Source organism: Mobilicoccus pelagius NBRC 104925 (assembly GCF_000247995.1).
GTDB classification, from domain to species: Bacteria; Actinomycetota; Actinomycetes; order Actinomycetales; family Dermatophilaceae; genus Mobilicoccus; species Mobilicoccus pelagius.
The window spans coordinates 43,120-69,506 of record NZ_BAFE01000056.1; the positions used below are offsets into that span (position 1 = coordinate 43,120).

The 26,387-nt window shown below is 68.7% G+C and carries 21 protein-coding genes and 1 tRNA gene; 8 read left to right on the plus strand and 14 right to left on the minus strand.

What is annotated here, in order from left to right; genetic code table 11:
* Positions 1-103: 103 nt before the first annotated feature.
* Entirely contained in the window at positions 104-2,290 is a 2,187-nt protein-coding gene (locus MOPEL_RS19085; RefSeq protein WP_505758754.1) for a right-handed parallel beta-helix repeat-containing protein, read from the plus strand.
* Here the strand turns inward: MOPEL_RS19085 and MOPEL_RS08830 are convergent.
* Positions 2,279-3,688, minus strand: coding sequence for a flippase (locus MOPEL_RS08830; protein ID WP_040633715.1), 1,410 nt, complete (start codon positions 3,686-3,688; stop codon positions 2,279-2,281). The two genes, MOPEL_RS19085 and MOPEL_RS08830, sit on opposite strands and share 12 nt — an antisense overlap.
* A gap of 141 nt (positions 3,689-3,829) precedes the next feature.
* Between MOPEL_RS08830 and MOPEL_RS08835 the strand changes: the two genes are divergently transcribed.
* Positions 3,830-5,143, plus strand: a complete 1,314-nt coding sequence (locus MOPEL_RS08835; RefSeq protein ID WP_009482551.1) for a glycosyltransferase family 2 protein — start codon at positions 3,830-3,832, stop codon at positions 5,141-5,143.
* A gap of 3 nt (positions 5,144-5,146) precedes the next feature.
* Here MOPEL_RS08835 and MOPEL_RS08840 read toward each other — a convergent pair whose 3' ends face one another.
* The 4 genes from MOPEL_RS08840 to MOPEL_RS08860 form a co-directional block, all read right to left on the minus strand.
* The gene (locus tag MOPEL_RS08840) at positions 5,147-6,160 is read right to left on the minus strand and encodes a glycosyltransferase family 4 protein (protein WP_051992270.1); all 1,014 of its coding nucleotides are present in this window, start codon (positions 6,158-6,160) and stop codon (positions 5,147-5,149) included.
* An 80-nt stretch (positions 6,161-6,240) separates the two neighbouring features.
* On the minus strand, positions 6,241-8,184 hold the full coding sequence (locus tag MOPEL_RS16660; RefSeq protein ID WP_009482553.1) for a glycosyltransferase: 1,944 nt from the start codon (positions 8,182-8,184) through the stop codon (positions 6,241-6,243).
* 37 nt (positions 8,185-8,221) lie between these two features.
* A complete protein-coding gene (locus MOPEL_RS08855; RefSeq protein ID WP_009482554.1) occupies positions 8,222-9,406 on the minus strand; it encodes a glycosyltransferase family 4 protein in 1,185 nt (394 codons plus the stop codon).
* Between the two features lie 226 nt (positions 9,407-9,632).
* Complete coding sequence (locus MOPEL_RS08860) at positions 9,633-10,361, minus strand: glycosyltransferase family 4 protein (protein WP_217994530.1); 729 nt, start codon at positions 10,359-10,361, stop codon at positions 9,633-9,635.
* A 527-nt stretch (positions 10,362-10,888) separates the two neighbouring features.
* Between MOPEL_RS08860 and MOPEL_RS08865 the strand changes: the two genes are divergently transcribed.
* The 4 genes from MOPEL_RS08865 to MOPEL_RS08880 all read left to right on the plus strand — a co-directional run bounded on the left by MOPEL_RS08865 (position 10,889) and on the right by MOPEL_RS08880 (position 14,852).
* Positions 10,889-12,172, plus strand: a complete 1,284-nt coding sequence (locus MOPEL_RS08865; protein WP_009482556.1) for a class I SAM-dependent methyltransferase — start codon at positions 10,889-10,891, stop codon at positions 12,170-12,172.
* Positions 12,169-12,996: a sugar phosphate nucleotidyltransferase gene (locus MOPEL_RS08870; RefSeq protein WP_009482557.1), complete on the plus strand. Its 828-nt coding sequence runs from the start codon at positions 12,169-12,171 to the stop codon at positions 12,994-12,996. Before MOPEL_RS08865 ends, MOPEL_RS08870 begins: the two co-directional genes overlap by 4 nt.
* Position 12,997: 1 nt before the next feature.
* Positions 12,998-13,663, plus strand: coding sequence for a PIG-L deacetylase family protein (locus MOPEL_RS08875; protein WP_009482558.1), 666 nt, complete (start codon positions 12,998-13,000; stop codon positions 13,661-13,663).
* 73 nt (positions 13,664-13,736) lie between these two features.
* Entirely contained in the window at positions 13,737-14,852 is a 1,116-nt protein-coding gene (locus MOPEL_RS08880; protein WP_009482559.1) for a methyltransferase C-terminal domain-containing protein, read from the plus strand.
* A gap of 134 nt (positions 14,853-14,986) precedes the next feature.
* Here MOPEL_RS08880 and MOPEL_RS08885 read toward each other — a convergent pair whose 3' ends face one another.
* The 9 genes from MOPEL_RS08885 to MOPEL_RS08925 all read right to left on the minus strand — a co-directional run bounded on the left by MOPEL_RS08885 (position 14,987) and on the right by MOPEL_RS08925 (position 24,918).
* The gene (locus tag MOPEL_RS08885; protein ID WP_009482560.1) at positions 14,987-15,637 is read right to left on the minus strand and encodes a GNAT family N-acetyltransferase; all 651 of its coding nucleotides are present in this window, start codon (positions 15,635-15,637) and stop codon (positions 14,987-14,989) included.
* Between the two features lie 179 nt (positions 15,638-15,816).
* A complete protein-coding gene (locus tag MOPEL_RS08890) occupies positions 15,817-17,139 on the minus strand; it encodes a glutamate-1-semialdehyde 2,1-aminomutase (RefSeq protein ID WP_009482561.1) in 1,323 nt (440 codons plus the stop codon).
* A 120-nt stretch (positions 17,140-17,259) separates the two neighbouring features.
* On the minus strand, positions 17,260-18,675 hold the full coding sequence (locus MOPEL_RS08895; protein ID WP_245544750.1) for a sugar transferase: 1,416 nt from the start codon (positions 18,673-18,675) through the stop codon (positions 17,260-17,262).
* Positions 18,676-19,028: 353 nt separating this feature from the next.
* On the minus strand, positions 19,029-19,616 hold the full coding sequence (gene pth / locus MOPEL_RS08900) for an aminoacyl-tRNA hydrolase (RefSeq protein ID WP_009482563.1): 588 nt from the start codon (positions 19,614-19,616) through the stop codon (positions 19,029-19,031).
* Positions 19,617-19,715: 99 nt separating this feature from the next.
* Entirely contained in the window at positions 19,716-21,110 is a 1,395-nt protein-coding gene (locus MOPEL_RS08905) for a sugar transferase (RefSeq protein ID WP_009482564.1), read from the minus strand.
* Between the two features lie 448 nt (positions 21,111-21,558).
* Entirely contained in the window at positions 21,559-22,236 is a 678-nt protein-coding gene (locus MOPEL_RS08910) for a 50S ribosomal protein L25/general stress protein Ctc (RefSeq protein ID WP_009482565.1), read from the minus strand.
* 359 nt (positions 22,237-22,595) lie between these two features.
* The gene (locus MOPEL_RS08915; protein ID WP_009482566.1) at positions 22,596-23,576 is read right to left on the minus strand and encodes a ribose-phosphate diphosphokinase; all 981 of its coding nucleotides are present in this window, start codon (positions 23,574-23,576) and stop codon (positions 22,596-22,598) included.
* A gap of 2 nt (positions 23,577-23,578) precedes the next feature.
* Positions 23,579-24,751, minus strand: a complete 1,173-nt coding sequence (locus MOPEL_RS08920) for a bifunctional UDP-N-acetylglucosamine diphosphorylase/glucosamine-1-phosphate N-acetyltransferase GlmU (RefSeq protein ID WP_009482567.1) — start codon at positions 24,749-24,751, stop codon at positions 23,579-23,581.
* Between the two features lie 88 nt (positions 24,752-24,839).
* Positions 24,840-24,918, minus strand: a tRNA-Gln gene (locus MOPEL_RS08925).
* A gap of 187 nt (positions 24,919-25,105) precedes the next feature.
* On the opposite strand from MOPEL_RS08925, the gene MOPEL_RS08930 reads away from it, so the two are divergent.
* Both MOPEL_RS08930 and MOPEL_RS08935 read left to right on the plus strand, forming a co-directional pair.
* Entirely contained in the window at positions 25,106-25,735 is a 630-nt protein-coding gene (locus tag MOPEL_RS08930; protein ID WP_009482568.1) for a TetR/AcrR family transcriptional regulator, read from the plus strand.
* A gap of 68 nt (positions 25,736-25,803) precedes the next feature.
* Positions 25,804-26,343: a MarR family winged helix-turn-helix transcriptional regulator gene (locus tag MOPEL_RS08935; protein ID WP_051992272.1), complete on the plus strand. Its 540-nt coding sequence runs from the start codon at positions 25,804-25,806 to the stop codon at positions 26,341-26,343.
* Positions 26,344-26,387 lie beyond the last annotated feature (44 nt).

Here is a 26,387-nt window from a genome sequence, read left to right on the forward strand (position 1 = left end):
TCAGTCGTTCCGCCGTGCCATCACGGCGTTTGTTTACCTGTCTGTGCTCAGCACCGTCGCTTTCCCGTCCCCTGCCCAGGCTGTCGCACCTGTCGACATCAGGATGTCCGCTGCTCCGAGCGCCGTACGCGATTCTCAGGGGGCCACTTGGGCCCCCGCAGGAAGGTTCGTCGGCGGCGCGCTCTCTGCGGTCAATTCCCGTCCCGTAGCTGGGACACCAGACCCGCAGTTGTTCGTATATGAGCGTTACGGCATGACCGCCTGGAACATCGACGTGCCCTCGGCGTGCTACGACGTCACGTTGCGTGCACGAGAGAAGTACTTCAATGCACCAGGCCGACGCGTGTTCTCCGTACGAGCCGAGAACAGGACTCTCGTCTCCGATCTGGACATCTACCGCACGGTTGGCCAAAACCGAGCCATCGAGCACACCTTTCGCATCCCCGTCACCGACGGCCGGCTAGACCTCGCGTTCAGCGCCAAGGTCAACAATGCAATCATCTCCGCCATCCGTGTTCGCACCGCAGGCGACTTGGCGGCATGCGGTGCGTCCCCGAGCCCTACACCAACACCCACCCCCGCACCCACGCGCACACCCACGCCCAGTCCGGCCCCAGTGCCGCAGGCACCGCCCGCCGCGGGCGCGGCGCCGGTCGGGTCCTCGGCCTACCCCATCCCGTCGGGTGCCCTCTTCGTGTCTCCGAAGGGTATGGACAGCGCGGCCGGCACAAGTAGTGCTCCTCTTCGTACGGTGACGGGCGCTCTCGCCAAGCTCCCTACAGGTGGGACCATCATCCTTCGGGCCGGGACCTACCACGAGAGCGTGCTCATCCCACCCGGCAAGCCGGTGACCATTCAGCCCTATCCCGGCGAGGCCGTCTGGTTCGATGGATCCCGACGCGTCAATGGCTTTTCTCCCGTTGGTGGAGCGTGGTCCGCGCCTTGGGACACCATCCTGGACTCCAGCCCGACCTACACTCGCGGCGCTCCGGACAACACTCAGCCTGATTGGCGTTTCGTTTCCAAAGCCCACCCCATGGCCGCACACCCCGACCAGGTATGGATCGACGACGTTCCGCAGCACCAGGTGGGTTCACGCGCGCAGGTAGGGCCCGGCACGTTCTACGTGGACACCACTTCCAAGCGGCTCGTCCTCGGGACCAATCCTTCGGGGAACCGGGTGGAGGCAGGAGTGCTCCCGTCAGCGTTCTCGCTGCGAGCCCCAGGCACCATCCTGCGGGGCTTCGGGATTCGACGTTACGTCCCATCCGTACCAGACTTCGGCGCTGTCACCGCATTCTTCCCGCGCATGACGCTCGACAACATGACGGTTCTTGATGGCTCCACTGCGGGCGTTGGCATTTTTGCAGCTGGCAGCACCATCCGGTCTAGCACTATTAGCAGCCACGGCATGATCGGGATTCAGGCCAGCGAGGCGGACGACCTCACTCTCGACCGCGTCCTCGTAACACGCAATAACATTGAACACTTCAATCACGCGCCCGTCGCCGGTGGGGTCAAGATCTGCAGGTCGAGAGGTGTTACAGTACGTGACTCAAAGATATCACAGAACGACGGGATAGGCATTTGGTTCGACGAGTCCGTCTTCGACATGGCGGTACTCAGCAATGAGCTATTCGATAATGCAGGGTCCGGCGTCATGATCGAACTATCCAGTAAGGCTTTGGTGGCAGGGAACACGATCCTTAGAAGCGGATATGATGCTCTTGCCATCCGTAACTCTAACGACGTGGCCGCCTGGAACAATACACTACAGGGAGCTTACCGCGCCCTTGAGGTCAGTCAAGACGGACGCCGACCAACAAACAACCCCTCAGCGCTGGACGCACGCCACCCCAAGGACGCCGCCATGACCTGGGTGATCTCGGATATATCCATTCGCAACAACGTTCTAATTGGTGGCGATAAGGGCCTCATGACCCTGGGCGTAGAGGATTTCGACAGAGTCTTGGATGCCACACGACAGCGCATCTCGACTGACGGCAACGTCTACGCTCCTCAATCGCAGGGCGCCCCACGCTGGCTCTCCGCCTGGAGCCGGCCCGGCACAGACCCTTACGCGCACACCAACTTGGCTGACTTCTTTAGGGTCAATGGCCAGGAACGAACCGGAATATCTTTCGCGGGTCGGAACGTCATCGACCTAAGCGGTTCCCTCGACTCCATAGTGGCCACTACGGCCCCGACCGTTGCACACCCTCTGCCGAACAGTGTGGCAGTCGCGTTGGGCAAGCCAGCTGGCACGCGATTCCTTGGCTCAGGAAGATAAAGAGCCTTCGGACAGTTCCCGAACCCGCGTGAGCGTGATCACTCGAGCCAGGCAGGCGCCTGAGAAGAACACCCCTGCTACCAGCAGTCCTCGCAGCACCCAGAAGAGGTATGGGGCGGTCAAGTATTCGACCAACAAAGCCATGGCAAGACAACCCACAAGACAACACAGATCACGCCAGGGCCAGAAACCGGGGCTGCGGCGGCCCAGTCGCACCAGAGCCAGGGTCATCCCGACCAGCTCGGTGACGATGAGGGCCGCTGCAGCCCCGGTCGCCTGCCAGCGCGGGATGACGAGGGCGTTCAATGCGATGTTCATCAGCAGCGTGGACGTGTTGAGCACCGCAAGGAAGCGCTGAGTGTGGCCAGCCACGAGTGCCGTCGACACGATGGTCCCCATCATGGAAGCCGCTGTCGAGACCCACAACAGGATGAGGGGGGTGTTGGACAGCTCGACGAACTCCTCGGAACCCAGTAGGCGGATGATGTCCGGGTTGAACGGCCAGAGCAGGAAGGCGATGGGGAGCACGAGCGTCAGGACCAGGCTCATGGACAGACGGAGGACCCGGCGATATTTCTCTTCGGACTCGGCGGCCGCCGACGCGTAGCGCGCCACCAGGACCGAACTGATCGCCATGCCGATTACGCTGACGTTCATAGCGATCCGATAGGCGAAGTTGTAGGCACCCGCCTGCACCAGCGTGCTGAGCTGGGCCACCATGACCCCTGCGATCTGGAAGTACAGACCCGCGATGATCGTGATGTAGGTGAGCGGCAGCGCCTCCACGAGGAGGGACTTCATCTCCGGCAGGTCGAAATGAGGGCGGAACGGTCCGTGCCTGCGTCCCCACCAGTGGGAGATTCCACCGCGCAGCAGTGGCGCGGCGAGCTGTGCCACGAAGAACGCCGTGATCCCCCACCGGAAGTAGACGGCCACCAGGACGACGAGGAGCGAGATCACCCGGCCCGAGATGTCGGCCCAGGAGATACCCGCGAAGTCATCACGCGTCTGCGCTACGGAGTTGTACGTCGCAGCCCAGGCTGTGCCGATCAGGCCCGTCGACAGGATCGCGATGCCCTCGAAAGCACCCGTCCCCCGGTACCCCAGCCAACCGAACAGGAGTGCAGCAGCTATGAGGACACCGCTGAACGCGAGCGACAGTGCCTGCGCGATGCCGACAGTGCGATGCAGATCCGCACCCCCAGCCACACGGCGCACGACGATCGTGCCGATCCCGAGCTCGGTGAAGGCTTCAAAGGTGCCGATGAAGACGAGCGCGGCACTGAGCACGCCGTAGCCCTGCGGCCCTAGGTAGTTCGTCGAGATCTTGACCTGGGCGAGGGTGAACACGATGCCGAAAGCCCGCGCGCCGAGGAGGTTGCCGAGACCCCGCACCATGCCGCCAGGCCTGAGACGGGTACCGCTCACCATCAACCCCCACGATCGCCGAACTGAACGCGCCAACAATAGCCGCGCGCGCCCTCACCTCATCCATCGCGGATAACCTGGGTCGGCCCATCCCCTTCGACAGGAGTTCTCGTGGAGTCCCCTGGCATCCAGGTCCTCATCACCGCGCAGGCCCGGGGCGAAGACTGGCCGCGTCTGCTGGCCACACGGCTCGCGGAGGACGGGCACGTGGTGACGCCGATGCCGGGGGCGCGAGAGGGCGCTTTCGGCGGCTCTCTGGGGGGCCGGACATGTGCCGCCTTCAGGACCCAAGCGGACGTCGCGGTCCTGGCCCCCGGCGAACGACTACTCTCAGCCGTCCTGCGAGCCCGACGTGTCCCCACCATCCCGGCACCGGGGGAACGCGCCGACATCGAACAGGTCATTGAACGTATCCGACGAGCAGCGGGCCTCGCGGAGCGCCGATCTGGGTCGCCGCAAAAGTCGATCGTCGTCGCCGTTCCGACCTACCGTCGAAATGCCCAGCTCAAGGCTCTTCTCCCCTGTCTCGCTGACCACTTACGTGAGATCGAAGACCTCGCCCCCAGCAGCCGAATCGTCGTGGCGGACAACGACCCGGCTGAGGGGGCGCGCTCTGTGGTCGTGGGGTACGCAGCAACAGGCAGCGTGCCCGTCACGTATGTGCACGCCGACGTTCCCGGAGTGGCTGCTGCGAGGAACGCCTGCCTCCAGGCAGCCCGGTCGGGTGAGCTCATGGTGTTCATCGACGACGACCAGATGCCCCGCCCCATGTGGCTCCGCTATCTCCTGCTCGCCTGGATGCGCACAGGATCCGGCGCCGTCGCGGGCCCGACGCGCCCCGTCTACCCACCCGGGACGGCGTCGTGGATCGAAATGGGGCCGTTCCATGACGCGTCTCATCTACCTCGCGACGCAAAGATGACGCTCAGCGCGGTCACTAACTTTCTGATCGATGTCGATGTGGTACGACGCCACGGCCTGTCGTTTCCCGAGATCGGGACACGGGGCGGAGAGGACAGCTGGTTCACCACCGCAATGGTGAAACGGGGCGTCGTCATCTCTTGGGAGCCGGAAGCCATCGTGGACGAGGCCGTGCCACTCCAACGCACGACTCCCAGCTGGGTCCTCACGCGGTCGGTCGGCGATGGGGTCATCACCGGAAGGATCGGGACCCGCTTCGACGGGTCCGGCCCTCACCTGAGTGACAGGATCCGTCAGACCCGCGCGGGGGTACTGCGGGTCCTGGGAGGAGGTGCGCGAATCCTCCGTGGGCTCGGGACTCGTGACGAGGCCACCTACGGGCTCGGCCTGCACACCGCGTTTCGCGGCCTCGGAATCGCACTCGGCGCTTGGGATCTCGTGTTCGACGAATACGCGCGCCCCGGTGTCGCCCGCTGGCGGGTGGACCGCAGCTGGGAGGGGTGATGCTTACCTGCCCCGCCGCTCCAGGATCGCCTCTCGGGTGGTGCGCACGGTCTGGGACCACGACGGCGGATCGATCAGCCCCCGCGGTGTCTTCTGGTCGCCAAGCAGTTCCCTGATGGCATTGGCGGCCGCGTCGACGTCGTCCGGGTGGACCCGCGCGATGTCGTCCGGAAGGATCTCTCGCAGGACGTCCAGGTCACTGACCAGACAAGGCGCCCCGAAGAACCGGGCTTCCACGGGGGGCATTCCGTATCCCTCCCCCCGGGACAGGAAAAGGAAAAGGTCGGTGTGCTTGTAGAGCCACACCAGCTCACCATCCGTGACGTGCCCCGTGAACCGGATGGCACCCGACGCCATCGCGGCGTCCACCTCCGGGCTCATCTCCTCGGCCTTGCCGTCCGCGCCACCGACGACCACGAGCGGACGTGCAGGAGAGATCGCTCCGCTTGTCAGCGCTGCCGCGATGACACCTCCGAGGTTCTTCCGCACGTTCAGGCGCCCCACGGTCAGCAGGAACGGGCTACACGCGGGTATCGCCTCGGGGCGCGACGGTGCTGCCTCCTGCAGCTCGGTACTCATCCCGATGCCCACGGGCACGATGTCCGTGGCCCCCGTCTCCCGTCGGATGCGGCCGGCCTCGGTGGCACTTGAGGTCAAGACCAGGTCTGCCCGCCGTGCGAGTCGAGGCATGGGAGAGAAGTACAGTCGCTCGGCGACGGTGAACCACTCGGGGTTCGTACGGAAAAGGACGTCGTGCAGGAACACCACGGTCAAGGTCCCCCGCGGGGCCACCGGGACGCAATAGTTCTGCGTGTAGACCACGTCCGGTTCCCACCGAAACGCGAGTTCGGACAACGCGGTCATGTTGGATGCGCCGTGGGGCCAGACACGGGTACCCAGAACAGCGTAACGGCCTGCTGACTCGGCTGCGACCGCCGCTCGATGCTTTTCCGGCACCACCACGGCCAGGCGATCCTGAGGGAACTGCCTGAGCCACTCCGCGATGGTCTCGCGCATCACATGGCTGTTGGACGGGGGGCCGTCCACCCACCAATACCCGTCGAAGAGAATCCGCAGAGGTTCTTCACCTCGCCCCATCATTGTTCACCCCTAGACTGCAGAGCCGACCGGAATGCCTCCAGGTGCCCCGCCGCGGAGACCTCCCAGTCCCGCCGAGAGAGATCCGGGGCAGGCTTGCGGGGCTGATCGGCCACCGCCATCATCGCCCACTCCAGATCTGCAGCCGTCAACTCCCCGCTGAACGTGTGAACCCACCCTGGCCTCACCTCGGCTGCGATGTCCCGATTGGTGGCGTTGTCCGGAACGAGCACCGGGCGTCCGAGCGAAAGAGCGGTGAGCACCGTTCCGGAGTTGTGCATCTCCTTGTACGGGAGGACGATCAACTGCGCCGATGTGACGACCCGCACGACCTCTGTGTCCTCCAGGTAGCGCAGTAGCAACTGAGCACGCTCGTCGCCCTCGAGGATCCGAGCGACAGCCTCGGCCAGGTCGTCATTCGAGGGATTTCCTGCGATCTCCAACGACCACTCCGGGTGCGATTCCCGCGTCGCCGTGAAGACGGAGGCGAGCGCCTCGACGTTCTTGTAACGGCGCACGAGTCCCACGTAGGCGATCCGGCCGGGGATCGGCTCCGGCTTCGGATGCTCGGCGAACCAGTCTGCGTAGTGGCCGTGAAGCACGACCGAGTACGGCCCGTCCGGCGGCGGAGTCGTGTCGCTGATGAGGATCCGGTGCTCGGCGATCGCGTGGATGTGCCGCAGCATCGCTCTCTTGATCGGATCCTTGTCGTCCGGAAGCTCGAGGTTGTGCACCGTCTGCACCACGGGGATGTTCTTGACCGCAAGGACTGCGAGCCAGGCCGCGGCGGCGACACGCTTACCCGCAGCCTTGAGAGGCGACGACGCCGCGAAGATGTCCTCTGGCCAGTGCGAGTGCACGACGTCGTAGCGACCGGACAACGCAGTGCGCCAGTCGAAGTGCAGCACCTCGACCTGCCCCGTCCGTTCCAGCGACTGGTCGTGCATCTTGACGTACGGATTGTGAAACGGGAGGGGCTGCATGTACGTCATCAGCACTCGCAACGGCCTGTCGTCCCGTCCACCGAGGGCGTCGTCATGGCGCGGCGACTGCCCCCCGCGCGGCCCCCATCGTCCTGCGAGACCGTCACGCACACCCGCGGCCGCGGCCCAGAGACCTGAACGCGAGTCGAGGAACTGCCGCCTGCCACCCCGCAGGAGCACCTCCCGAGCCTGGACCGGGGAAGAGGCCACCCATCGACGACGAGCTGCAGGGGTCAGATGCACCTGCGCATACCTGAGCCTGTTTCGGACGTTGTAGTAGTAGTAGAGGTCCGATTTCGCACGCGAACCGCCTGTCCCGTGGGTCGCGCCTTCGTCGTGCACCGCGACGGCGTCCCCCACCACACGGAGCCCCCCTCCGGCCTCGCGAATGCGCCGGGAAAGGTCGACGTCCTCCCAGTACAAGAAGTACGAGTCGTCGAATCCGCCCACCCGATGCCACAGGACCGCGGACAACATGAGACAGGCTCCACTGAGCCAAGGCTCGATGTCTGGCTCCCCCAGCCGTTCGGGGCCGACCATCGTGCCGTCACGCACGTCGAGTCCCGCGCCTTCGAACCACGGCGTCCCAGCAGTCATGAGCACCCGCGGTGACACCGCGACCATGGGCTCGGCGTCGACGTGGGCCTCGAGCCTCGACAAGGACTCCTCATCCATCGTGGCATCCGGATTCAGCAGAAGAAGCCGCGTGGCCCCGCGCGCGATCGCGAGCTCCACGCCGGCATTCATGCCCCCACCAAAACCCAGGTTCGTCGGACTCAGGTGGGCGCCCCAGCCATACCGCGCACAGATCGCGTCGACATCGGCGGCGTTGGCTGGGGAGGTGTAGTTGTCCACCACCACCACCCCGACATCCGGACGCTTTTCCGCCAGAGTAACCAGGTTCTGCTCCAGCAGTCCGGTGTCGCCGTAGTTGACGACGACGATGGCCGTCTCTCTCATACCTGGTACTTCCTCACGTGGCTCGCGAACATGAATGTCACCAACTGACGGGTTGCGCTTCGGCGAACCCGAAACCCATTGCGTCAAGGAGGCGGGCGGCCACCATCTCCCACGTAAAAGCAGCGACCCTCTGTGCGGCTCGTGCGCCGAACGCCCGGGCGATGTCCTTCTCGCACATCTGAACCATCGCCGTGACGAGGGCCCCCTGATCGAGAGGGTCGACGACGAAGCCACCGGGGCCGATGAGGTCGGGTGCACCGCCCTTGGTCGTTCCGATGACGGGTAACCCCGCGGCTGCCGCCTCCAGGTAGACGATCCCACCCGCTTCGAAACGAGACGGCATGACGAGGCAGGTACTCGAGGCGAAGAGGCCTGCCAGCACCTCGCCGTCGGTCGGGTCGTCGAGACGCAGTCGACCATGACCGACGACACCGCACTCGTCGACCGGCGGGTGACCGCCGACGAGATCGAGAGTGGCGTCGGGGCGCAGCTTGCGCACCTCCCTGAACGCCGCGACCACGGCATCCCCGTTCTTCCGCTCCCAGTCCACCCCCACGAACAGGAACCGAGGACTCCCCCACTCACGCTCTACCGGGGCGACGTGGTGGTTTCGACCGAAACCGACGGCGGCCACCTTGCCACACGGAATCCCGTAATCACTCACCACGGACCGGCCGGCCCACGGCGTGGCCACGGTCACCGCCACCGCATGCTCGTATACCCGACGCTGACGAGCGATCCGCTTCTCGATCTGCAGGGAACTCATCACTCCCCAGCGATACTGCCCTTCGTCGATGGCCTGGCGAACCGTCATGTCCTCGAACGTCACCACCCGGGGGTGGCGGACCTCGTACGACGAACCGATCTGCACGACGCCGTCGACGGGCCCACGACGCCGCAGCGAAGCCCAGACCCACGCGGTACCGAGATTGCCGTAGGTGGCCGTCAAAGGTGCGACCTCACGCGCAACGCGAAGGGCGCGGCCGATCCCAGATGATCGGATGCCCTCCGGCCGGACCCCGGCAACCGCGATCACGTCGCGGAACAGAGCGGCGGTGCGCCCGCTGGGGGCACCTGTGACGGGGACGACGTCGACGCCCAGGGCATTCAGTCCTCCGACGATGCCGAACGGGGTGCCCGACCACTCCGTCGGGTCGCTGGGATCCCCCTCACAGACCACCGCGATCCGGAGCGGTCCACCCGTGGGCGAAGGTGCGTCCACCTCAGAGTCCTCTCTGCGTGCTCGTCGGCGGGCCACGAGACAGCCCGAACGGCAACCTAGCCCATGGCGGACTTCGCGACCGATACGACCCGGCCATGCCGGCTGGCGAGAGGATAGGTGTCGCAACCCTATTGGCGCCTATCGAGGAAGGTATGGACGAGTCCTGAAGTGGACCGCCGGAAGACCCCTCGGTGTAACGGCGTCCGGCTCCGGCGAGCGCGCGACCTCACCTCACTGCGTCACACAGGACCGAAGCGAGGTCATCGGCCATGTGCGCTGTCGTGAAATGACCTTCTACCCGCCGGCGCCCCTCACGCCCCATCGCCGCGGCTCGGCCCGGATCGGCGAGAAGTGCGTCGATGGCGTCGGCCATGGCGCCAGGATCCTTGGCCGGGACGAGAAGACCGGTGACGCCGTGTTCGACGTAGTCCGAGAGGCCCGGGTTGTCGGTGACCACGACGGGCCGCCCGGAAGCCATGGCCTCGAGGATGACGGTCAGCCCGGAGCCCTGGCGAGTGGGGCGGAGGGCGAGGGCGACGACCTCGGCCCGTTGATAGCAGCCCTTGACCTCCTGGTCCATGCGGCGACGATGGATGTGCGCCCACTTTTGCGGCAGTTCGACGGGGAGGGTCGTGGCGACCTCGGCTGTGAGCCCAGGTCGCTGCTCGTGGACACGGTGCAGCGCCCCGACCAGGGTGCTGTAGTCCCGCATGCGGTCGTCGCCGACCGAGAACACGCGTTGGCGGATCGGAGGCTGCTCGGCCGGCGCGAAGTGTTCGTCGTCGATTCCGAGGGTGACGAAGTGGATCTTCTCCGCGGGCACGCCGAAGCCGTGCACGAGGGGCTCGATCATCGCGGAGCATTCGACGAACACGGCCGACGCACGCTTCAACGCGAGGGCCGCCACGGCCCGATACGCCGGGGACAGCTCGGCCGGATCTTCGAGCCAGGCCACCCCCGTGACCACCGGGGTCGACGACGGTGACAATGCCGCGGGGACACCGTTCCGTTCGTCCATGCACAGGACGACGTCCGCGCTCGGCCGGGCTGCGTCGACCGCCGCCGCTGTCGCGCGGACGGGTTGCAAGCCCCACAGGCGACCCGATGTCACCTCCCCCAGGCGCCGCACGAACGGCGTACGCACAGGCGGGGCGAAACGCACCCGATGGCCGTGATCCTCCAGCCGATGCAGCCCATAGGGGGTGGCGTCAGGTGCAAGACCCCGAGCGTTCTTCTCCCCCCACGACGCGGCATCGACGTCCTGAGACAGTTCGATGAAGACGCGCATCTCAGCACTGTAACCAGCAGAATCCTGGCGGCGCTGCCGACTGCCCCTCCTCATTCGGTCGACCGCCTAGTGCTGACTTGTCGGACGCCCGACTATGATCGAGAGCGACGTCACGTCGGCTCCCACGGGGCCCGCGTGACAGGAAGGCGCTGGCCCGGGGGGCGCTGCGCACACCGATCAGGGGGATTTTTTTCGTGACATACGAATCGTGGGACGAACACTGCCGCGTGTGCGGCGCACCGTTGACGACGACGTTCGTCGACCTGGGGTCGGCACCGCCGTGCGAGGCGATCCTGGATGCGGAGGCGGTGACCAAGGGCGAGACGGCGTACCCGCTGCACGTGCGGGTGTGTGACGCGTGTCTGCTCGTGCAGCTGCCCGAGGTGCTGCCTGCCGACGAGATCTTCACCGACGACTACCCCTACTTCAGCTCGTTCTCGACCTCGTGGATCGAGCACGCACGTCGCTACGTCGAGATGATGCGGGAGCGGCTGAACCTCACGCGCGACTCGTTCGTCGTCGAGGTGGCGAGCAACGACGGCTACCTCCTGCAACACGTCAAGGATGCCGGAACCCGGTGCCTCGGCGTGGAGCCCACGGCCAACACGGCGCAGGCGGCGCGGGAGAAGGGCATCGAGACCGAGGTCTGCTTCCTCGGACGCGAAACCGGGCGCGACATCGCGGCACGTCACGGGAAGGCCGACCTCGTCGTCGCCAACAACGTGTACGCCCACGTGCCCGACCTCGACGACTTCACCGGCGGCCTCGCCGAACTCCTCGCCGACACCGGCACACTCACGATCGAGGTGCCTCACCTCGCCAAGCTCATCGACCTGCGGCAGTACGACACGATCTACCACGAGCACTACCAGTACTACACGCTGCAGACCATCGGCCGGGCACTCGCCCTGGGAGGCCTCGCCGTCGTCGACGTCGAGGAACTCCCCACCCACGGCGGCTCGTTGCGGGTCTACGCCCAGCACGCCGACCACGCCGCCGAGCCCACGTCCGCCGTCGGCGAGCTGCTCGAACGCGAGGAGTCCGCCGGCCTGCACAACCTCGAGGGGCTCACCGGCTTCGAGGCGAGCGTTCACGCAGTCAAGCGTGATCTGCTGCGGTTCCTCCTCGACGCGCAGGAGCAGGGCAAGACCGTCGTCGGCTACGGCGCGCCCGGCAAGGGCAACACGATGCTCAACCACTGCGGAATCTCCCGCGACCTACTCTCCTTCACCGTCGACATGAACCCCCACAAGCACGGAAAGTTCCTGCCCGGCAGCCGCATCCCCGTGCATGCTCCCTCCGCGATCGACGAGGCGAAGCCCGACTACGTACTCGTCCTCCCGTGGAATCTGCGCGACGAGATCACGCGTCAGCTCGCCCCGTCGGTCTCCTCCTGGGGCGGCAAGCTCGTCTTCGCCGTTCCTGCTCTCGAGATCGTCGACCCCGCAGAGACGCTCACGGGCGGTGAGACCCGATGAAGGTCGTTCTCTTCTGCGGCGGGTACGGGATGCGCATGCGGGAGGGCGCCGAGGACATCCCCAAGCCCATGGCGATGGTCGGCAGTCGGCCGCTCATCTGGCACGTCATGCGCTACTACGCCCACTTCGGGCACCACGAGTTCATCCTCGCGATGGGGTTCGGCGCCAAGCACATCGCCCGGTACTTCCTCGAATACGAGGAGGCCTACAGCAACGACTTCGTCATCGACCGGGGTGAGACCGACTACCTCACCACCGACGTCAAGGACTGGAAGATCACTTTCGCCCACACCGGCGTGGAGACGCCGATCGGTGAACGCCTCCGCCGTGTCGCGCACTACATCGGCGACGACGAGATGTTCCTCGCGAACTACGCCGACGTCCTCACCGACGCGCCCCTCGATGCCATGATCGACGAGTTCGCCGCCGGCGATGCCCTCGCCACGATGCTCGCCGTGCCGCCGCAGTCGGCGTTCCACATCATCGACGTCAACGGCGGGAACGTGGTTCGCGGTATCCGGTCGGTGTCTGAACTGCCCATCAGGGAAAACGGCGGGTACTTCGTCATGCGCCGTGAGCTCCTCGACGAGCTGAAGCCGGGCCACGATCTCGTGGGCGACACCCTCACCCGCCTCTCTGCCGAGGGAAAGGTCAAGGCCTACCCCTATGACGGGTTCTGGATGCCCGCCGACACGGTCAAGGAACGCACCGTCCTCGAACAACTCGCGGCCGGCGGGAAGGCGCCATGGCGGCTGTGGGGCGACAGCGACATGCCCCACACGACCCCGCCCGTCCCCGACACCCCCCTCCTCTCAGGCCGCTGACATGCTGCCGCTCATCGCCGCCCCCACCGAATCGGGTCGCCCCCGCCGAGTACTCGCCGTGAGTGCCCACTGCGACGACATCGAGATCGGCGCCGGAGGGACGCTCCACACGTGGGCGCAGGCCGCGCCCGACACGGAGTTCACGTGCGTGATCCTCACCTCGACCCCGGAACGCGCCGCCGAGTCCCGCGCATGCCTCACCGCACTCGTGGCGCCGGCGCAGGTCGAGATCGTCGTCCACGACCTGCGGGACACCCGCCTTCCCGTCGACTACGACCGGGTGAAGGACGCCCTCGCCGAGCTCTCCCGCGAGCCGTGGGACGTCGTCCTCACCCATCAGCGGTACGACGCCCACCAGGACCACCGCCTCCTCGGTGAATTCGCACCCACGGCGTTCCGCGACCACCTCGTCCTCGCCTTCGAGATCCCCAAGTGGGACGGCGACCTCGGCACCTCGCGACCGAACGTCTACCAGCCACTCACGGCCGACGCCGTCGAGGCCAAGTGGCGGATCATGAACGAGCACTACGTGAGCCAGCACGAGAAGGACTGGTGGGACGCCGAGACGTTCTCCGCCCTCGCCCGCCTCCGCGGCATGGAGTGCCGCCACCGGTACGCCGAGGCGTTCCGGTGCGAGAAGGCCGTCCTCGGCGCACCCCTGTTCTGAACGCCTGCGCCGAGCACCCCGCCGCCCGCCGGGCGGGCGGACGACGCCCTGCACCCACACCCCAGGAGATGTCATGTCGCAGCCCGTCGAGCCGATCACCAGCTGCCGCATGTGCGGCGGCGGCCACCTCACCCGGGTCCTCGACCTCGGCGACCAACCGCCCTGCGACCACTTTCCGCCCGCCGACGACCCGGGGCCCGACCCGACGTGGCCCCTCGCGCTCACGATCTGCCGGGACTGCACCCTCGTGCAGCTCGACCACGTCTCGCCGCCGGAGGAAATCGCCCGCGCCGTCGAGAGCGAGACCCTGAAGCGCCACGCCCGCGAGGTCACCGACCGCATTCTCGGCCGTGTGGACCTGCCCGACCCCCCACGTGTGCGCGAGTTCTCCAGCCATCACGGCGGATCCTGGATCGACGCCTGGGTCGACCGCGGCGCCCGCAGCGTCGAGAACGACGCCGACGTCGTCATCGACAACCAGTCGATCATCCACTCGGAGACGGCCGACGCCGACCTTGCCGACCGTGTCGCCGCCCTCGGCGAGGACGGGGTGCTCGTCATCGAGTTCCACCACGCCTTGCGGCAGCTCACCGGCGGACAGTTCGACACCGTCCGCCACGGGCATCCCCTCTACTTCTCGCTGCACGCCTGGTCCGCGGCGTGCGAACGTCACGGTCTCACCGTCGTCGACGCCTGGCCCGAGGACGTGTTCGGCGGCTGCCTCGTCGTCGTCGCACGTCGAGGCGGCTCCCCCTCGGAGGCCGTGCGACAGATCCTCGCCGACGAGGACGTCGCCGGGGTGACGACGCCGGAGGGCTACGCGCGCCTGCGTGACCTCACGGACGTCGTCCGCACCGACCTCGTCACCCACCTGCGGGAGGCGAAGGCGGCCGGGCGATCCGTCGCGGCCTACGGTGCCGGCTCGAAGTCGTGCACGCTGCTCGGTGCGGCGGGCATCGGCCCCGACCTCCTGCCGTACACGGCCGATCTCTCCCCCGCCAAGCAGGGACGTCGCATCCCAGGCGCCGCCGTGCCGATCGTCTCGCCGAAGGAGCTCGTCGAACGCGCCCCCGACGAGGTCGTCGTCCTCACGTGGGACATCGCCGAGGAGGTCGTCGCACAACTGCGCGGCTCCGGTCTCGACACGACGTTCGTCATCCCCTTGCCGCGCGTCCACGTCCGTCACTGAGCCATCGGCGCCCCGCCACGCACGGTCTGCGGGTGTGCGGACGGCACATGTCCGATCGACCCGCACGCGTCGGGTCGAACCGCGTCGGACCGGTCGGCCCCCGGTCGAGTCGGAGCCGAGGACGCCCCGTAGCCTCAGACGTCGACGGAACCCCACGGACCGAGGACACGCCACGTGACCGGCCGACGCTCCTGCCACCGCTCCGGAGTGAGACCGAACAGGTCGTAGTCGACGAGTTCCCCGTGCAACTCACGCCACTGCGGGATCCGCGCGTCGAGACAGAACCCGCCGATGTCGAGGAACGCTCGCGGCAGCGGGTTCGCCGCCGCGACCGGCGCATCCACCCGCCCCAGGTCGAGAACCTCGAACATGCGGTCCAGCATCTGCCCCAGGCAGCCCCCGGCCCCACGGGTGACCCCTGGCGGCTGATCGGGCGCCAACCACAACCCGATCTCACAAGTGCGGCCCCCGTGACGCACATGCCACACTTGAACCTCGCCCACGACAGACTCATCCGGCCCCACGAAGACCATGCAGATCCCGACGCTCGCGCGGCGTCGGCGCTCCCACTCCACGAAGTGCGACATGAACGCGATGCGGTCGGTGGTACGCACCATCTCGCCCTCGTTCAATGACCACCACGGGCTCATCCGCTGGTAGTTGGCCCGCATGGCCGCCCCCCACGAGTCGGCATGGCGGCGTTCCAGGGGCCGCATGCGCACCCCGTGCGCCTCGGCCCGCCCCAACCCCCGCGTGAGCCACGGGTCGGACCTGGCGGTGAGCACGCGACGCGCTGACCTCGCCCGAAGGATCACCGACGGGGGCAGCGCTGTTCGGACGGCGGCACGGCGTCCTCCCAGCATGTGTTCACTCCCGTCCAGGACGACACCACCTCAGCGCAGGCGGCGGCCACATCGTCACCCCCGGTCGTGCCACCGGGCAAGTCCAACGCCGCAGAGCGCGTTCAGGCGCGACGCCGGAAGACGGGTTTGACCGAGGGCCCCCCGAGGTCCGGTCCCGCGTCGCTGCGGTCGAGGGCGGCGGCGTAGACGGGTGCAGCCGCACGGACGGCGTCGACGGTCCGCGCGATGTCCTCCTCGGTGAGCGCGGCGCTCACGACGAACGACGGGCCGACGACGCCGTGGAGGATGAGCTGCCGCATGAACAACGTGCGGAACGGCTGCGAGGGAAGGTGATCGCCGTCGAGGGTGGCGAAGACGAGGTTGCAGTCGCGGCCGAGGATCTTGAGGTGCTCCTCGAGACCGGCCTCCGCGATGACGGGCGTGAGGGCCTCACGGAGCATTCGGCCGTTCGCCGAGAGCCGCTCGGAGACGCCCTCCGCGCGGTGCGCCTCGATCGTCGCCATGAGGGCGGCGAGCCCGGCGGACTCGGCGCCGTGCGTCGTCGACAGGAGGAACACCCGGTCGGCGTCCGCGTCGAGGCCGCCGAGCTCCATGACGTCGCGGCGCCCGGCGAGCGCGGAGACGGCGAACCCGTTGCCGATGCCCTTCCCGAACGTGCACAGATCGGGGACCGCTCCCGCGAGGGCGTGTGCCCCCTCCAACGCCCACCGGAAACCGGTGATCATCTCGTCACAGACGACGAGAGCGCCGTGCTCGTGGGCGACATCGACGAGATCGCGCAGGTAGCCGGGCGGGGGAACGAGCGCTCCCGACTCCGCCTCGAGGACGAGGCACGCGATGCGGTCGGGGTGTGCCTCGAAGAGGGCACGGACGGCATCGAGATCGCCGTACGGGAACCCCAGCGTCATCTCGCGGATCTCGTGCGGGATGCCCGCATCCATCGGAGTGGTGCCGATGAACCAGTCGTCGGTGGAGAAGAAGGGCTGATCGGTGCAGATCGCGACGACGTCGCGTCCCGTGAACGCGCGGGCGAGCTTGACCGCCGCCGTCGTCACGTCGGAACCGTTCTTGGCGAATTTCACCATCTCCATGGTCGGTACTGCGTCGAGGAACGCCTCCGCCGCCTGCAGCTCGAGCATCGCCGGGCGGACGAAGTTCGTCCCGTCCTGGATCGCCCGACACACCGCCTCGGTGACGACGGGGTGGGCGTGCCCGAGGATGACGGACCGCAGACCCGAGCCGTACTCGACGTACTCGTTGCCGTCGACGTCCCACACCCGGGCGCCCTTGCCTCGCGCCATGATCGGCGCACAGTCGAGCGGGTACTGGTCGGGCCCCTTGGCGTACGTGTGCGCTCCACCGGGCACGAGGAGGCGCAACCGTGCCGCAGCCTCGACCGATCGTGCGTGTCGTCCCTCGCCCATCGTGCTCCCCCTCGCCCTTCCGTCCGTGCTCCCTGCACCGCACGGGCGTCCCCCGCATTCAACCAGCCCGGTCCGCGATGTGACGTCGAGGGGCCGACGAGGCGCAGACGTCGAGCCTGCTCAGTACGCCCCGGACCCCCGGACGACGGCCTGGAAGGTGCGGAGGAGGATGCGGAGGTCGCCTATGGGGGACCAGTTGTCGACGTAGCGGAGGTCGAGGCGGAGGGACTCCTCCCAGCTGAGGTCGCTGCGGCCGCTGACCTGCCAGAGGCCGGTCATGCCGGGGCGGACATGGAGGCGGCGAAGGGCGTCGGGCTCGTACTGCTCGACCTCGGCGGGGAGCGGCGGACGGGGGCCGACGAGAGACATGTCGCCGTTGATGACGTTGAACAGCTGGGGCAGTTCGTCGATGGAGTACCGCCGTAGGATCGCGCCGACCTTCGTCACGCGCGGGTCGTTCTGCATCTTGAAGAGGACGCCGTTGCCGTCGTTGCGGGCCTGGAGTGCCGCGAGGTGTGCCTCCGCGTCGACGACCATCGTGCGGAACTTGAAGATCTCGAAGACCTCGCCGCGGATGCCGACGCGCTTCTGCATGAAGAACACGGGGCCGTTGTCCGTGAGCTTGATGGCGAGCGCCGTGACGAGCAGCAGCGGGGAGAGGGCGAGGACGAGGAGCGCGGCGAGGGTGCGGTCCATCACCTGCTTGAGGACGACGCTGCGAGGTCCCGCCGCGGGCCGCTCGATGTGCAGCAGCGACAGGTTGGACGACGGACGGATCGACAGGCGCGGCCCGGCGACGTCGAGGAGGCCGGGGCTGACGATGAGGTCGATACCCCGTTCCTCGAGCGCCCACGCGAGTCGGCGGAGGGCCTTGCCGGCGAGGTCGGGGTGGGAGGCGACGGCGACGATCTCGGCGCCCATGCGGTCGGCGACGGCGACGGCGTCACGCGGACGCCCCGCGACGGAGACGCCCTCGATCGCCGGGGCCGTGTTCCAGTCGCCGTCGAGGCTGGACGCGCACACGGCGACGGGCAGCAGCCCCTGGGTCGGTTCGGCCTTGATGCTCCGCACGAGGGAGGCGACCGCGTCGGCACGACCGACGACGACGGTGCGCTGCATGAGGTCGCCCTGCAGGCGGCGCGCGGTGAGCCACCGCCGCATGACGAACCGGACGAGCAGGCCACCGACGAGGAGGACCGGCAGGAGGATGAGGACGTAGAGGCGCGCGAGGAGCACGTTGAGCGCGAACGCCGCCACGGCGAGCACGGCGAGCACGCCGATGACGGCCCGCGTCACCGCGCGGTACTCCTCGACCGTCACGCCGAGGTAGCGACGTTCGTACGCGTTGGACAGTCCGAGGGCGAGCAGCCACATCGGCGGGATGAGGAAGCTGACGACCAGGTACTGCCACCGCACCTCCTGCCCGAACCGGAGTATGGAGGCGAGGACGGCGGCGATGACACCGACGACGACGTCGCACGCGACGAGCCGGACGAGGTATGCGCGCACCCACGCCGGCGTGGACGGCGTGCGCACGGCCGTCGATCCCAGCGTCGGGGCGAACGGCAGATCGCTCGGGGGTACCGACACGCGGTCGGGGCGCTTTCCGTGGCGGACTCGCTGTGGGCGCACACGCGGCTCGGACGTCACCTGAGGATCCCTTCGACAGACTGGGGGCGGGCTTCCCGTGGACGTGGCGCGGGCGTCGATCACGTCCGCGCCGCGGTGCCCGGAGACGAGACGAAGGCCCCCCACAGCCACCCCGTCGTGGGCGCCAAAGACCCCGGCGCCCGCACCCGCGTATGTCGAATTGTTACAGACCCCAACGGAATCGGCCAACCGTGCAGGTCGCTTCGGACCAAACGGGCACGCCGTGGAGGGGCCGGAAATCAGGAGTGGAATCGCTGCTGTGCGGCCGTCAGACCCTCGATGACGACGGCCTCCGCGGCATCCGCGGCGGTGTCGAGGAGGAGCGGCAGGACCTTGCGCTCCGTGGCGGAGAAGTTGCGCAAGACGTGATCGGCCGGGTCCATGCGGCCCGGCGGGCGGCCGATGCCGACGCGGACCCTCGTGTACTCCTTCGTGCCGATGCTCTTCGTGATCGACCGTAGGCCGTTGTGGCCGCCCTCCCCGCCACCGCGCTTGAGGCGCACCTCGTCGAAGGGGATGTCCAACTCGTCGTGGATGACGACGAGTCGCTCCGGCGGCACGGAGAAGTACTGCGCGAGCGCACTCACCGGCCCGCCCGACTCGTTCATGTACGACAGCGGCACCGCGGCGACCACCTTGGGCCCAGGAGCACCGCCCGGCATCACGCCGAGGCGGAACTCGGCCACCTGGGCCCGTGTCTTGTGCCGGGAGAGCGACGTCCCGCCCCGACGCACGAGTTCGTCGACGACCATCGCCCCCACGTTGTGGCGGTTGCCCGCGTACGACGGTCCCGGGTTGCCCAGCCCGACCAGCAGCCACGTGTCCATGCGGGAAGCCTACGATCCGCCGCCGTCCGCCCCCGAATCCCGTCGCGACGCGGGCACATGCTCACGCGCGACACCGGAGCCGAGGGGGTGCGCGGCCCTTCAGTAGGCGCCGCGGTGGCCGAGGACGGCGCGGACCGTGCGGAGGAGGATCTGCAGGTCGGTGACCAGGGACCAGTTGTCGACGTAGCGCAGGTCGAGGCGTAGCGAGTCCTCCCAGCTGAGATCGCTGCGGCCGCTGACCTGCCACAGGCCCGTCATACCGGGGCGCACGTGGAGTCGCCGGATCGCGTCGGACTCGTACTCGAGCACCTCGCGCGGGAGCGGCGGCCGCGGGCCGACGAGGGACATCTCACCGCGGACGACGTTGACGAGCTGGGGAAGCTCGTCGATCGAGTACCGGCGCAGGACCATGCCGACACGCGTGATGCGTGGGTCCTCCCGCATCTTGAAAAGGACCCCGTCGCCGTCGCTCTCCGCCTGTAGGGCGGCGATCATCGCGTCGGCCCCCACCCGCATCGAGCGGAACTTCACCATGCCGAACAGCTCGCCGCGCACCCCGACGCGCTCCTGCCGGTAGAACACCGGGCCCCGGTCGTCGAGCTTGACGAGCAGGGCGACGACGAGGAAGACCGGGGAGAACACCAAGAGGAGGAGAGCGGCGACCACACGGTCGACGATCGCCTTGGCGAGGACGCTCCGCCCGAGTGCCGCGGGCCGTTCGACGTGGAGGAGGGAGAGGTCGGTCGACGGACGGATCGACATGCGCGGGCCGGCGACGTCGAGCAGCCCGGGGCTCACGACGAGGTCGACCCCGCGCTCCTCGAGCGCCCACGTGAGCCGGCGGAGCGCGGCCCCGGCGAGGTCGGGGTGCGAAGCGACGGCGACGGTGTCGATGCCGACGAGGTCGACCGCGCTCACCGCCTCGCGGGGCGTTCCGACGACGGGCACCCCGGCGAGGATCGCCTCGGGCTCGAGGGGGCGTCCGTCGAGGTCCACGGCACACGCAGCCACGGGGCGAAGACCGAGCGACGAGTCCGCGGCCATGCTCGCCGCGAGGGCCGCGACGGAGTCGGCACGCCCCACGAGGAGCGTGCGCTGCACAGAGGAGCCGCGGGCCCGGCATCGGGCGAGGGCGGTCCGCATCACCTTGCGCACGACGAACCCACCCGTGGCGAGGACGACGAGCGCGATGAGGACGTACGCCCGCGAGAGGCGCAGCTCACCCGTGAAGGAGACGATCGACAGACCGGCGAAGAGGTAGAGGACCCCGCGCCACACCGCCCGGTACTCCTCCGGCCCGGACTGGCCGACGAAACGGCCCTCGTAGCCGTCGCCGAGGGAGACCGCGAGAACCCACGCGAACGGGAGCACGAGCGAGAGCAGCTCCATGGGGACGGGCGGGTCGAAGAGGAACCGCGCACCGGCGGCGAGCGCCGACGCGAGGACCCCGAGGAGGAAGTCGGCGAGGAGGAGACGGCGGACGTACTGCGCCACCCACGAGTCACGGCGACGGCGTTCGGCGACAGGCGCGAGCGACGGCGCGAAAGGATCCGTCGGCGGCGGGAGGGTGAGTCGCTGGACCTGCCTCGGCCGACGGGCGCGCAGGCGGGACGACGACGGCGCATGGTCTGCACGCCGTGGAGTGAGAGTCATGAAAGTGGTGCCCTACTCGACGAAGAACGGCTCCCCCGGAGCGCGATGGCTCTGCCGATCACGCCTACAGTACCGGCGTCCAGGACGACCGTCCATCTCGTCCGTACGGGTCGACCTCGGGGACGCCCGTGGCGACGAACCGGCCTGTGCGCCCGCGGTGTCCGCCCCCGTCAACGCGCCACCTCCCTCCGGAAGGGCCCCACGCGCACGCGAGCGGGCCCGCTCCCCGAAAGGGAACGGGCCCGCTCGTCGCAGACGTCTGCGGCGCGGTGGGGATCATCCCACGGCGTCACTCGCTGTCGGAGGACTCCTCTGAGGCACCCTCGGATCCGCCCTCGGCGGCGCCCCCGGACTCCTCGTCGGACTCGTCCTTCTCGATGCCGGCCTCGGCCTCGGCGGCCTCGAGCTCGGCCTCGAGCGCCTGCTCGGAAAGGGCCTGCGTGACGTTGACGACGAGCAGCTCCGGGTCGCTGGCGAGGGTGGAACCCTCGGGCATTTCGACCTGCGCGGCGAGGATCTGCGTGCCGGCCTCGGCACCCTCGACGGAGACCTCGAGGACCTCGGGGATGTTCGTGGCGACGGCCTCGATCTCGAGGGTGTTGTTCTCGGTCGTGACGACGGTCTCGGGGGCGGCCTCACCGGTGACGGTGACGGCGACCTCGACGGTGACCTTCTCGCCACGCTTGACGACGACGAGGTCGACGTGCTCGATGATCGGCTTGATCGGGTCGCGCTGGACGTCCTTGACGAGCGCGAGCTGCTTGCTGCCCTCGATGTCGAGCTCCAGGAGCGCGTTGTCCACCTTGGTGGCGAGCATCGTCTCGTGGCCCGGGAGGGTGAGGTGCACCGGGTCGGTGCCGGAGCCGTAGAGCACGGCGGGGATCTTGTCGTCGCGGCGGATGCGGCGGGCGGCGCCCTTGCCGAACTCGGTGCGGAGCGAAGCGGGAATCTGCGGCTGGTCGGCCACGTCGGTCTCCTCGAAGTCGTGGATCGCGCCTGCGCGCGATGCAGTTGAGTCGGACGGCGGCCTCGACGCGGGTCACGGCACGACGGGGACGGCACACGCGATTCGCGGAGCGCCGCCGCGTCGATCACGGCGCGTGTCCGATGCAGCGTCCGCATCGCTCACGCGATGCAGGATCCCGATCGTGGCACGGCCCTCGCCGAGGCAACCCCGCCATGCTACCGACGAGCCCCCGGCTCGGCGAAATCCCGGCACGGAACCTGCCGAGCGCCGAGACCGTGCCCGGCATGGACTGGCCTCCGGAACGCCGACGCCGCCCCTCCCCGGCGGAGAGAGGCGGCGTCGTACCGCGCGGCGGTGGCTCAGCGGTTGAGGTCGAACAGGCTCGTCACCGAGCCGTCCTCGAAGACCTCGTGGATCGCCTGGCTGATGAGCGGGGCGATGGAGAGGACGATGAGCTTGTCGAACCGCTTCTCCTCGGGGATGGGGAGGGTGTTCGTGACGATGACCTCCCGTGCCGAGGAGCCCCGCAGCTTCTCGACGGCCTCGCCGGAGAAGATCGGGTGGGTCGCGGCGATGACGACGCTGTTCGCGCCGGCCGCCATGAGCGCCTCGACGGCCTGGCAGATCGTGCCGCCGGAGTCGATCATGTCGTCGACGAGGATGCACGTCTTGCCCTGCACCTCACCGACGACGCGGTTGGCCTTGCTCTGGTTGGGCCGGTTGATGTCGCGCGTCTTGTGGATGAACGCGAGCGGCGCGTCGTCGAGACGCTTGCTCCACTGCTCGGCGACCTTGATGCGGCCGGCGTCCGGAGAGACGATCGCGAGCTCCTCGTCGCCGTAGTGCTCGGCGACGTAGTCCGAGAGGATCGGCAGCGCCTGGAGGTGGTCGACGGGGCCGTCGAAGAAGCCCTGGATCTGGGCGGTGTGGAGGTCGACGCAGATGAGGCGGTCCGCACCGGCCGCCTTGAACAGGTCGGCCATGAGACGGGCGGAGATCGGTTCGCGGCCGCGGTGCTTCTTGTCCTGGCGGGCGTACCCGTAGAAGGGGAGCACGACGGTGATGCGCTTGGCGGAGGCCCGCTTGAGCGCGTCGACCATGATGAGGTGCTCCATCACCCACTCGTTGATGGGGGCGGTGTGGCTCTGGATGACGAACGCGTCGGAGCCGCGCACCGACTCCTCGAACCGCACGTAGATCTCGCTGTTCGCGAACTCGTAGGCGGTCGTGGGGACGAGGGGGATGCCGAGACCCGAGGCGACCTCCTCGGCGAGCGCCGGATGGGCTCGTCCGGAGAGCACCATGAGGTTCTTCTCGGTGGTGCGTTTGATGCCGGTCATGTTCAGGCCTCCGTGGGGGTGGCGGTCGTGGTGGCGGTGAGGTCGGTGAAGGGCGCCACGGTGGCGGCGGCGTCGACGGTCGACCCGGGGCGGAGGGAGACGAACGGCCCGACGTGGGCGCTCGCGCCGATGACGGCGAGGTGGGCGTGGGTGCGGACGACGACGGCGCCGTCGGCGACCTCGACGTCGGCGAGGGTGGTGTCGGGGCCGATCTCGACGTTCGCGCCGATGGTGCTCGCGCCGAGGATCTGCGTGCCGGGCAGGAGGCGGCAGTCGCGACCGAGGGTGACCTCGGAGTCGATCCACGTCGAGGAGACGTCGACGACGGTGACACCCTCGCGCATCCACCGGTCGAGGATGCGGCGGTTCATCTCGGCGCCCATGCGGGCGAGCTGGACGCGGTCGTTGACGCCCTCGGTCTGCCACAGGTCGTCACACACGTAGGCGGCCACGCGGCGGCCACGGCTGCGGGCGATGGCGAGGACGTCGGTGAGGTACTTCTCGCCCTGCGCGTTGTCGGTGCCGACCTCGGCGAGCGACTCGCGGAGGAGCGCGCCGTCGAAGGCGTAGATGCCCGAGTTGATCTCGGTGATCGCCTGCTGCTCGGCCGAGGCGTCCTTCTGCTCGACGATGCCGGTGACGTCGCCCGCCTCGTCGCGGAGGATGCGGCCGTAACCGGTGGGGTCGTCGACGTTCGCCGTCATGACGGTGACGCCGTGGCCGCCGTCCTCGTGCATCGCGACGACGGCGCGGAGGGTGTCGCCGGTGAGCATCGGCACGTCCCCGTACGTGACGAGGACGGTGCCGGCGAGGTCGGCGGGGAGCAGGTCGAGGCCGCACTCGGTGGCACGGCCGGTGCCGGGCACCTCATCCTGGTCGGCGACGAGGGTGCCGGGACAGATCTCCTCGATGTGGGCGGCGACGGCGTCACGCTGGTGACGGACGACGACGACGAGATGCTCGGGGTCGCAGGCCCGGGCCGCGGTGAGCGCGTGCCCGAGGAGGGACCGCCCGGCGAGGGGGTGGAGGACCTTCGGCAGCTCCGACTTCATGCGGGTGCCGGCACCTGCGGCGAGGACGACGACGGCGGCGGCGGCGGGTCGAGTGGGACTCACGTACTTCTCCCATACGTGCTCGTCAGCTACGCCGCCGGCGGACCCGGCGACGCTGGTCATGCTACCCAGCGGCGTCGGCGGCCCGGCACGGACCGCGTCCGGTCCCCCCTCGGGCGACCGGATCCGCCGGGCCGAGGGGCCCGTTCGGTTCCCCGGGTAGGAATCGAACCTACGTCGCTTGTCCTGATTCAAAGTCAGGCGGGCCCTGCCAACAGACCAACCGGGGAGGGTGGGCGGCCGGCCTCGTGGGCGGCTCGTCCGTGCGTCCAGGTTAGTCGACGCGCTCCGTCCGCGACTCCACGCCACGGCCTTCGAGGTCGGCACGGCATCATGGGGGCACGGCGTCACCGCGGGCGCGCCCTACGAGGCACCCGTCCATGCACGACGCCGTGCAGGATCGAACGAGGAGTGGGCATGACCAGGAGCACCGGCGGACGCACCCGCATGACGGGACGCGAGCGCCGCGAGCAACTCGTCGCCGTGGGCCGGACCGTGTTCGCCGACAACGGGTTCGAGGGAACGACGGTCGAGGAGATCGCCGCACGCGCGGGGGTGTCCAAGCCCGTCGTCTACGAGCACTTCGGCGGCAAGGAGGGGCTGTACGCCGTCGTCGTCGACCGGGAGATCCAGACGCTCCTCGACGCGATCACCGGCGCTCTCGAGGGACGCGCCCACGCCCGTGCCCTCCTCGAAGGCGCGGCGCTCGCCCTCCTCGACTACGTGGAGAACTCGAGCGAGGGGTTCCGCATCCTCGTGCGCGACTCCCCCACCGGACAGTCGACCGGCTCGTTCGCCTCCCTCATCAGCGACGTCGCGAGCCAGGTCGAGCACATCCTCGGCGCCGAGTTCACCTCGCGGGGGCTCGACGCGGCGTCGGCGCCGATCTACGCCCAGATGCTCGTCGGCATGGTGGCCCTCACCGGGCAGTGGTGGCTGGACTCCCCGACGTTCGCCAAGGAGGAGGTCGCCTCCCACCTCGTCAACCTCGCCTGGAACGGCCTCGCCGGCATGGAGGCGAACCCCTCGCTGCGGACGAACCGCTGAGACGCCGCTCGCGGGCCCGCCGCATCGTCCCGGTGTCGACCGCGGCGCGGCCGTAGACTGCACCCACCATGGCGGGCGACGAGGGAGGGCGTGCAGTGCGACCGGTCGATCCCTCCCCCGGCGACGAGGTCGACCGCATCGTCGCCGCCTGGGGCCGTGAACTGCCCGAGCTCGACGTCGCCCCGATGCAGGTCCTCTCCCGGGTGACGCGCCTCGCCCGCCACCTCGAACGGGCCCGTGCCGAGTCGTTCTCGGCGCACGGCCTCGAGGGGTGGGAGTTCGACGTCCTCTCCGCCTTGCGCCGCGCGGGCGACCCGTACGAGCTCTCCCCCGGCACCCTCGTCCAGCAGACGCTGTCGACGAGCGGCACGACGACGAACCGCATCGACCGCCTCGCCGCGCGCGGCCTGGTCGAGCGACGCCCCGACCCGACCGACCGTCGCAGCGTCAAGGTGCGCCTCCTGCCGCCGGGCGCGGACGCCGTCGACGGCGCGATGCGGACGCTCGTCACGCACGAGGAGACGATGCTCTCCGGTTTCGACGCGGACGGACGCAGAGCCCTCGCCGACTCCCTCCGGCGGCTCCTCCTCCCCCTCGACACGCACTGACGACGCGACACCGGTCCCGGTGACGAGATCCGGCCGACACGACG